10 protein-coding genes and 1 tRNA gene are annotated in these 7,382 nt (G+C 55.5%); 5 read left to right on the forward strand and 6 right to left on the reverse strand.

Translation table 11 applies throughout. The features are described 5' to 3' along the window. The coding region (locus tag WBM93_RS10045; RefSeq protein ID WP_424431463.1) for an FAD-binding oxidoreductase at positions 1 to 522 on the forward strand (522 nt) is incomplete at its 5' end. 52 nt (positions 523 to 574) lie between these two features. Beyond that, positions 575 to 1,360 (forward strand): SapC family protein, encoded by a 786-nt coding sequence (locus WBM93_RS10050; protein ID WP_424431465.1) that lies wholly within the window; start codon positions 575 to 577, stop codon positions 1,358 to 1,360. Positions 1,361 to 1,585: 225 nt separating this feature from the next. Here the strand turns inward: WBM93_RS10050 and WBM93_RS10055 are convergent, their stop codons facing one another. Next, a complete protein-coding gene (locus tag WBM93_RS10055) occupies positions 1,586 to 2,473 on the reverse strand; it encodes an N-formylglutamate amidohydrolase (RefSeq protein WP_424431466.1) in 888 nt (295 codons plus the stop codon). A 138-nt stretch (positions 2,474 to 2,611) separates the two neighbouring features. Between WBM93_RS10055 and cpdR the strand changes: the two genes are divergently transcribed. Then, positions 2,612 to 2,989 (forward strand): cell cycle two-component system response regulator CpdR, encoded by a 378-nt coding sequence (gene cpdR, locus WBM93_RS10060; protein WP_424431468.1) that lies wholly within the window; start codon positions 2,612 to 2,614, stop codon positions 2,987 to 2,989. 43 nt (positions 2,990 to 3,032) lie between these two features. Next, positions 3,033 to 3,107 (forward strand) — tRNA-Val (locus WBM93_RS10065). A 21-nt stretch (positions 3,108 to 3,128) separates the two neighbouring features. On the opposite strand, the gene WBM93_RS10070 is transcribed toward WBM93_RS10065, so the two are convergent. The 4 genes from WBM93_RS10070 to rpmF form a co-directional block, all read right to left on the reverse strand. After that, positions 3,129 to 4,169, reverse strand: coding sequence for a helix-turn-helix transcriptional regulator (locus tag WBM93_RS10070; protein WP_424431470.1), 1,041 nt, complete (start codon positions 4,167 to 4,169; stop codon positions 3,129 to 3,131). 112 nt (positions 4,170 to 4,281) lie between these two features. Then, positions 4,282 to 5,253, reverse strand: coding sequence for a beta-ketoacyl-ACP synthase III (locus WBM93_RS10075; RefSeq protein WP_424431472.1), 972 nt, complete (start codon positions 5,251 to 5,253; stop codon positions 4,282 to 4,284). Then, positions 5,250 to 6,293 (reverse strand): phosphate acyltransferase PlsX, encoded by a 1,044-nt coding sequence (gene plsX / locus WBM93_RS10080; RefSeq protein WP_424431474.1) that lies wholly within the window; start codon positions 6,291 to 6,293, stop codon positions 5,250 to 5,252. The genes WBM93_RS10075 and plsX overlap by 4 nt, the downstream gene beginning before the upstream one ends. Before the next feature lie 52 nt (positions 6,294 to 6,345). Beyond that, the gene (gene rpmF, locus WBM93_RS10085; RefSeq protein WP_176279738.1) at positions 6,346 to 6,525 is read right to left on the reverse strand and encodes a 50S ribosomal protein L32; all 180 of its coding nucleotides are present in this window, start codon (positions 6,523 to 6,525) and stop codon (positions 6,346 to 6,348) included. A 196-nt stretch (positions 6,526 to 6,721) separates the two neighbouring features. Here rpmF and WBM93_RS10090 point away from each other — a divergent pair, with 196 nt between their 5' ends. Further along, the gene (locus tag WBM93_RS10090; protein WP_424431476.1) at positions 6,722 to 7,114 is read left to right on the forward strand and encodes an MAPEG family protein; all 393 of its coding nucleotides are present in this window, start codon (positions 6,722 to 6,724) and stop codon (positions 7,112 to 7,114) included. 6 nt (positions 7,115 to 7,120) lie between these two features. On the opposite strand, the gene WBM93_RS10095 is transcribed toward WBM93_RS10090, so the two are convergent. Continuing rightward, on the reverse strand, positions 7,121 to 7,382 hold a 262-nt coding region (locus WBM93_RS10095; protein ID WP_424431478.1), incomplete at its 5' end, for an MBL fold metallo-hydrolase.

The raw sequence follows: 7,382 nt of genomic DNA on the forward strand, positions 1-7,382 counted from the left end.
TTGGAACGGGATTTGATCGAAGACGCAACGCTGGCGGCCAGCGAACAGCAAGCAGAGGATTTCTGGAAAATACGCGATTCCATTGCCGAAGCGGAACGCGCCAATGGCCCCGCCTTGCAGCATGACATCAGCGTGCCGGTGCCGGTCATGGCCCGGTTCATCAACGAGGCATCCCCGGTTGTCGAGGCAACATTCCCCGGTACGGAAGTTGCCGCGTTCGGCCATATGGGAGATGGCAATGTCCACTTTCACGTCAAGGCGCCACCTGGGGCACAAGCACTGGACTGGATGCGGGACTATAGCGACAAGATAACGCCGCTGGTCCATGACCTTGTTATCGCAGCGGGCGGTTCGATTTCGGCAGAACATGGTATCGGACAAAACAAGCGCACGGAACTGGAACGACTGTCGTCCGACGCGCGCCTCTCCATGTTGCGCGCTATAAAAACCGCGATCGATCCCAAAAACATTATGAACCCCGGCAAACTCGTTCCCCTTGCGTCCGGCCAGTCAGGCTCTTAAAGCGCAAGTCAACTAATTCGGCCTCAACAGTAAATTTTCGGAGAAACTAACTATGGCGAGCACGCCGCAAGCACAACCACTGCCAATGTTCTACAAGGACCTGGTCCCGCTCAATTCCAACGAGCATGCAAAATGGAAAGTCAAAGGACTCGACAATGCATCCTTCATGCAGTCGCAACATGCCATTCCGATTACCACCGATGAATTCGCCAATGCCTCGCGCAATTATCCGATTGTATTTTCGGTCGGCGACAACAGCGTTCCGCTGATCCTCATGGGTCTGAACGAAGGCGTGAACACGTTCATGAACGATGAAGGCCATTTCAGTGAACCGGCTTATGTCCCGGCCTATGTTCGCCGCTATCCCTTCATGCTCGCAAAATTGCGCCCGGACGCTGAAGAGCTCTCGCTCTGTTTCGACCCGACCACCGACGCAATCGGCGATTATAAGGAAGGGGACGCGCTGTTCGACAAAGACAAACCAAGCGAAACCACGAAAAATATCCTGGATTTTTGCGAACAGTTTGAACAGGCTGGCCAGCGGACCGGCCAGTTCGTCCAGGAATTGGAAAAGATGGAGCTGTTGATGGATGGCGAAGTATCCATTCAGCAAACCGGCGTGGAAAAGCCGTTTGTCTATCGCGGATTCAAGATGGTCAACGAAGAGAAGTTGCGCGACATGCGCGGCGATGAGCTCCGCAAGATCAACCAGAATGGCATGCTGCCATTGATCTACGCTCACCTCTTCTCGCTTCAGCTGATGCGTGATGTTTTCGCAAGACAGGTTAGTGCCGGGAAAATGCCGCAAGTGACCGAAGCACCGTCCGTTCAAGTCTGACCACTTGACGGTCTCCCGCTTCTCCCGGGCCGGTTGAACCGGCCCGGAGGAAGTGAATAATTTTCCGGTCTTTGGTCTTGCAACTCGTCTGCTTAGCGCCCACATTATGGTTGTATGGGTCTGCATCCCCCGATCGGATCCATGCAGGCATTTCTTTGAAATGCCACCTCCCTGAACCTTGGCCACCTCGCCGATCCGGCGAGGTGGTTTTTTATTGGAATTCTTTCATTCCGCTGCTTCCAGCTGGTGACGGCCGGACAGTTGTTCGGCGAGCATCACGCAGCAATCGCCGATCAATCTCGCAATCGATTGCGCGGCGTCAGTCGGCTCGCGCAAACTTTCATCGAGATACAGGGACCGGTCGACTTCGAGTTGTAATGCATGAACATTGCGTTCGGGTTTGCCATGCCGCTGCAGAACATAGCCGCCGGAATAGGGGTGATTGGTCTGGACGCGATAGCCCTCCCCCCGGAAATGAACCGCCGCCAGTTCGGCATAGCGTGAATCGCAGCTGCGTCCGAAGCGATCACCAATAACAAACCCGATTTGGCTGCGATTCTCGTCGAACACCGATGGCATGCTGTGCAAATCCAAAAGGAGCGCACATCCGAAAACGGAGCGCATCTGTTCGAGAATATGCCCGACCTTCAGATGATAGGGCTCATGATCCTGCTCGATGCGGTCGACAACATGCTGATGTTGCCATTTTTCCCGCCACAGATTGCCCGCGCCGTGCAGACGCCTCGGCAATATGCCCAAACCTCCCCTTACCTTCTTGCTGATATGCGGTGTCTTTGCCGGATCCATCCCGGCCACCATATCCGGATCTATTTCGGCAGGACTGCGATTGAGATCCACCCATGCCCTCGGCTTTCGGGCGATGATCGCCGGAAATCCGGTAGCAATGGCAGATGCCGCCAGCCGATCTGCATAGCGATCTTCCAGTCGGAGCAATTGGGAGGCTGGCACATTTAGGTTGTCGATAAGCTCCGACGGATATTCCCGACCGGCATGGGGAACGCTGATCAGCACCGGAAATTCAAGCATCTCGATATTGGTCAGAGAATAAGCCGACGCCGTCGACAAATGTTTGCTCGAACCGGGACTAGCCATGTTCACTCTTCCAAAAACAAGGACCCGTCGCTGATAAAATCGCCGGTTTCGGGAAATTATTAACCGATTTGCACTTATATACCGGTCTCGGCATAATAGCCGGTCTGGATTCAGGCATATTCGGGAAGGCGCGACAAAATGATAAGAATTCTCCTCGCGGAAGATGAACAAGCAATGCGCGAGCATCTTACACGGGCTCTCGAGAAAGCCAACTACGAAGTCGTCGCTGTCGATCGCGGAACTGCGGCAGTTCCGTTGCTCGAATCGCAAAAATTCGATCTGCTTTTGACGGATATCGTCATGCCGGAAATGGATGGAATCGAACTGGCACAGCATTGTGCCTCGGTCTGCCCCACAACCCAGGTCATGTTCATTACAGGCTTTTCCGGCGTAACCTTACGCGCTGGACAATCGGTGCCGAAAGCCAAAATATTGTCGAAACCCTTCCATTTGCGGGATCTGGTTCTGGAGGTTGACCGGCTGTTCGAACCGGACAGTATCAGCGACCTGAATTAGCGCTTGCGCCAGCCGAGGCGGCTGGCTAGACGGCCTCCAGCGTGGGCGTATAGCTCAGTGGTAGAGCACTTCGTTGACATCGAAGGGGTCGGGAGTTCAACTCTCTCTACGCCCACCATTTCACGGGACATTGTAATTTTCAGGCGGCTAGCGCTGTCGACGTACCGGCGTCCTGGCTGGGCGGATGACCATACCAGCTTGTATAGGCGCGGGTGAAAGCACTCAATTCGCTATAGCCCAGTTTTGCGGCAATTTCGGAGAGGTTTCGCGTCCCCTCGAGAAAATAGAGATGGCAGGTATCCCGCCGGACCCGTTCCAGCAGCTGACGATAGGACAGGCCTTGGGCTACCAGTTTGCGCCGCAACGTCCGTTCCGCCATGCCGAATGTTATCGCTGCGGCATCCAGGCTGAGGCCGGATTTGTCGAGGAGATACAAGAGATATTCATAGGTCAGTTTCGCCAGATTCCCCCGTTCAAACCTGTTCCGGGTAAAATTCGTCCTTTGTCGGCCTGTAGCCGAAACGATCGCGGGATTGTGACGCGGCATCGGCTTGGTCATCGCCGAACGGTGATATTCGAGATAAGTGGATGGTCGATTGAAATGACAGGGAATAGGGTCGCCGTTCACGTTTCCTTCTGGAAACCCCCTGAACCCGTCCGGCCGGGGATGCCTGAAATGCACAGCTTTCACGGTATGGAAGCGGCCTTCCGCCAGAGATTCACCACAATGGTAGATGAGGGCAAAGACGATGTGAACCAGATCGGGCGAGACCGCCATATCCGTGTTCCACACCAGCCGGTCTCCCGAAGAGAGCGGCATGAGTTTTACGATCGGTTTGTCACCCCCCAGGCGTTGCTCCGCTACAAGCTGGATCAGCGCATCGCCAAAACTGGGCTGAAAAAAAGCGGCAAAGCCAAGGTCGGAAAACCCTTGCGGAACCATTTTCTTGCCGATCGCCGAATGGATATCCGTCCGGTGAAGTTCTTCCCGAGCCGCCACGCAGAGACTGGAGATCGAATCGTACCGCAATTGGTAGCCGGGATCTCGCAATTCCGATTCAGAACATTGCAGCGCGCTCAACAGTTTGGGCTTGCGGGCCTGAAGCGCATGACAGCTGAGAAAGGCACGATAAAGAAACTGGGCGGAAATCGTCAAACTGGTGGATATCGGATAGTCCATGCTGCGAAGCTAGGGGCCGCGATGCGATTATCTCAACTGGCTTTCGACCAAGATGTAAAATTAACGACGAAGGTGCCGGTTCTGGACCGATCTATCAATGAAAACAGCAGGTTCAGTAGCGGATGACCGACGCGCCCCAGGTAAATCCACCACCCATGGCCTCCAGGACCAGCAGATCGCCGGCTTTGATTCGACCATCACGCACTGCCGTATCCAGAGCCAGTGGAACCGATGCGGCAGATGTATTGGCGTGCAGATCGACGGTCTTGATCACTTTTTCGGGCGCAAGATTCAGCTTTTTGGCGGTTGCATCCAATATCCGGGCATTTGCCTGATGGGGAACGACCCAGTCAACATTGTCGATCGATTCGCCTGCTTCTTCCAATACTTCTTTCAGAACCGAAGCCAGGTTGACGACAGCGTGGCGAAAGACCTCTCGGCCTTTCATGCGCAGCTTGCCTACGGTCCCCGTTGTTCCGGCCCCGCCATCGACGTAAAGAAGCTGATTATGCGCTCCGTCGGCGTGCAAACGGGTCGCGAGGATGCCGTTTTCCCCGTGCTCGGCCGCCAGCACGATCGCGCCGGCGCCGTCACCGAAGAGGACACAGGTGCCGCGGTCTTCCCAGTCGAGTATCCGGCTGAACGTTTCCGCGCCGATTACCAGTGCATTTTGCGCACTGCCGACCCGGATCATGCTGTCCGCAACCGAAAGCGCGTAAAGGAACCCCGAACACACCGCAGCAACATCAAACGCAACGCAACCGTTGCATCCGAGCGCGTCCTGGACGATCGTTGCGGTTGCCGGGAATGTCTGGTCTGGGGTCGCGGTCGCGACAATGATCAGGTCAATATCCGCGCTCGTGAAACCGGCCGCCTGCATCGCCTTTTGGGCTGCTTCGATCGCCAGGCTGGATGTCGTCTCGTCATCTTCGGCAATATGGCGGAAACGGATGCCGGTACGCTCGACAATCCATTCATCGGTTGTGTCCACCCGCTGCGCGAGATCGGCATTGGAAACGCGCGTTCGAGGTAGGGCCGAACCGGTTCCCTTGATGACCGCACGCCTGGCAGAGACGACGCTCATTTCGCGACCTCTGTCACCGGTGCCGCTTCGCTGATTTTCGTCAAATCTTCACTGATGCGTTCCAAAATACTGTCCTCCACCAGCCGGGCGGCCACTTCGACGGCGTTGGCGACGCCTTTTGCATCTGCGCTGCCGTGGCTTTTTACGACAACACCGTTCAGACCCAGAAACACGGCGCCGTTATGATTGTTGGGATCGAGTTGGTCGCGCAGCATTTCCGTAGCCGGCCGGGATATCAGAAAGCCGATTTTGGAACGCAGACTGCTCAAAAAACTCCGTCTCAACAGATCGGTGACAAACCGAGCGGTTCCTTCCAGCGCCTTGAGCGCCACATTGCCGGAAAAACCGTCGGTCACGATCACATCAACCTCGCCGGTGGATATCTTGTCAGCTTCGGTAAATCCGAGAAAATTCATATGCAGGCCGGCAGCGCCTTTCAGCGTCGCAGCAGCTTCCTGAATGGTCCCGGTCCCTTTTGCTTCTTCGGTCCCGATGTTCAATAATTTCACCTTGGGCCGATCAAAACCGTGCATGATCCGGCTGTAAGCCGCGCCCATCACTGCGAATTGCACCAGGTTTCGGCTGTTGCATTCGGTGTTCGCGCCGAGGTCCAGCATCACCACATCGGTCTCTTTCATCGTCGGGAGCAGCGCCGACAGGGCTGGTCGATCGATACCTGGCATGGTGCGCAACGCCAGTTTGGCGATGGCCATTAGCGCGCCAGTATTGCCAGCACTCACCGCAGCGCTGACTTCTCCGGTTTTGACGGCATTGACAGCCATGCCCATCGATGTTGTTTTTGAACTGCGCAGCGCTTGCCCCGGCTTGTCATCACCCGACACAACGTCCGCTGCATGCAATATTTCGGATGCCGCGCTGAGGTTCGGATGATGCTTAAGCGCTTCTCTGATCTGCGCTTCATCACCGACGAAAAGAAACTGAAAACCGGCATGGCGGTGACGCGCGAGCGCGGCGCCCGCAACCATGACGCGCGGGCCTTCATCTCCGCCCATCGCATCAATCGCGATTCGCGGCCTCATTCCCACCAGTTATTCCCCTTGATTTCGCGTCAGAAGTCCAGAGACTAGCTGATTAAAGATCAGCGGCCAAGACTTCACGGCCATTATAATGGCCGCAGGCTCCGCACATATGGTGCGGGCGCTTCAATTCGCCGCAATTCGGGCATTCCTGATAGGCTTCGACTTTCAAAGCATCATGAGACCGGCGCATACCGCGTTTCGACGGTGTAGTTTTTCTTTTTGGTACAGCCATTGCTAAGCCTGTTCTCTAAATTTAATGTCAATTGCCTGCATCCAAGCTGAACAATCCAGTCTCCGTATTTTGGAGAATCATCTGGTTGGGGTTCAGCAGATGGCACGCGAAGGGGCGCGTATAATGAATTTCCTGTGCGTTGCAAGCATTGTGCTTCTATAGACGGCCTATAATTTTCACATATCCGGGGGACGAGATGATTTTACCGATAACATTGACCGTTGTGGGCGCTGCTGCGCTGATAAATATATGGCTGATGATCCGTGTGGGGCAAGTAAGGACAAGCGAGAAAGTCAGCATTGGCGATGGCGGCAACGAAAATGTCATCCGCCGCATGCGCGCGCACAGCAACTATATCGAAAGCGCGCCATTTGTCGTGCTTCTGGTCGCAGCGATCGAACTGGCCAGCATAACATCCCCCACCTGGCTCTGGATCGTCAGCGGCCTCTTTTTGCTCGGCCGGGTCGCACACGGGGTCGGCATGGATGACGGCAAACTTGGCAAAGGCCGGATGATTGGTACCATCGTCACGATGCTGACGCTGCTCGGGCTTGGCATTTATGCGATCTCCATCCCGTATCTGGGCTGAAATCGCTCAGCGCGCCGCCAAAACGTCATCCGCAACAAACGCATTGGTCTTGCGCTCATAGCCAAATTGGCTGGTCGGACCATGACCGGGGATGAAGGTCACGTCGTCGCCCAGCGGCCAGAGCTTTTGTGTGATCGCATTGATCAGGTCCTGATGATTGCCGCGCGGAAAATCGGTGCGCCCGATCGAGCCCTGGAAAATAACATCACCCACAACGGCCAGCTTTGACGGCTGATGATAGAAAATCACATGGCCTGGCGTGTGGCCG

Origin of the sequence: Parasphingorhabdus sp. (genome assembly GCF_049667325.1) — a bacterium.
Classification (GTDB): Bacteria; Pseudomonadota; Alphaproteobacteria; order Sphingomonadales; family Sphingomonadaceae; genus Parasphingorhabdus.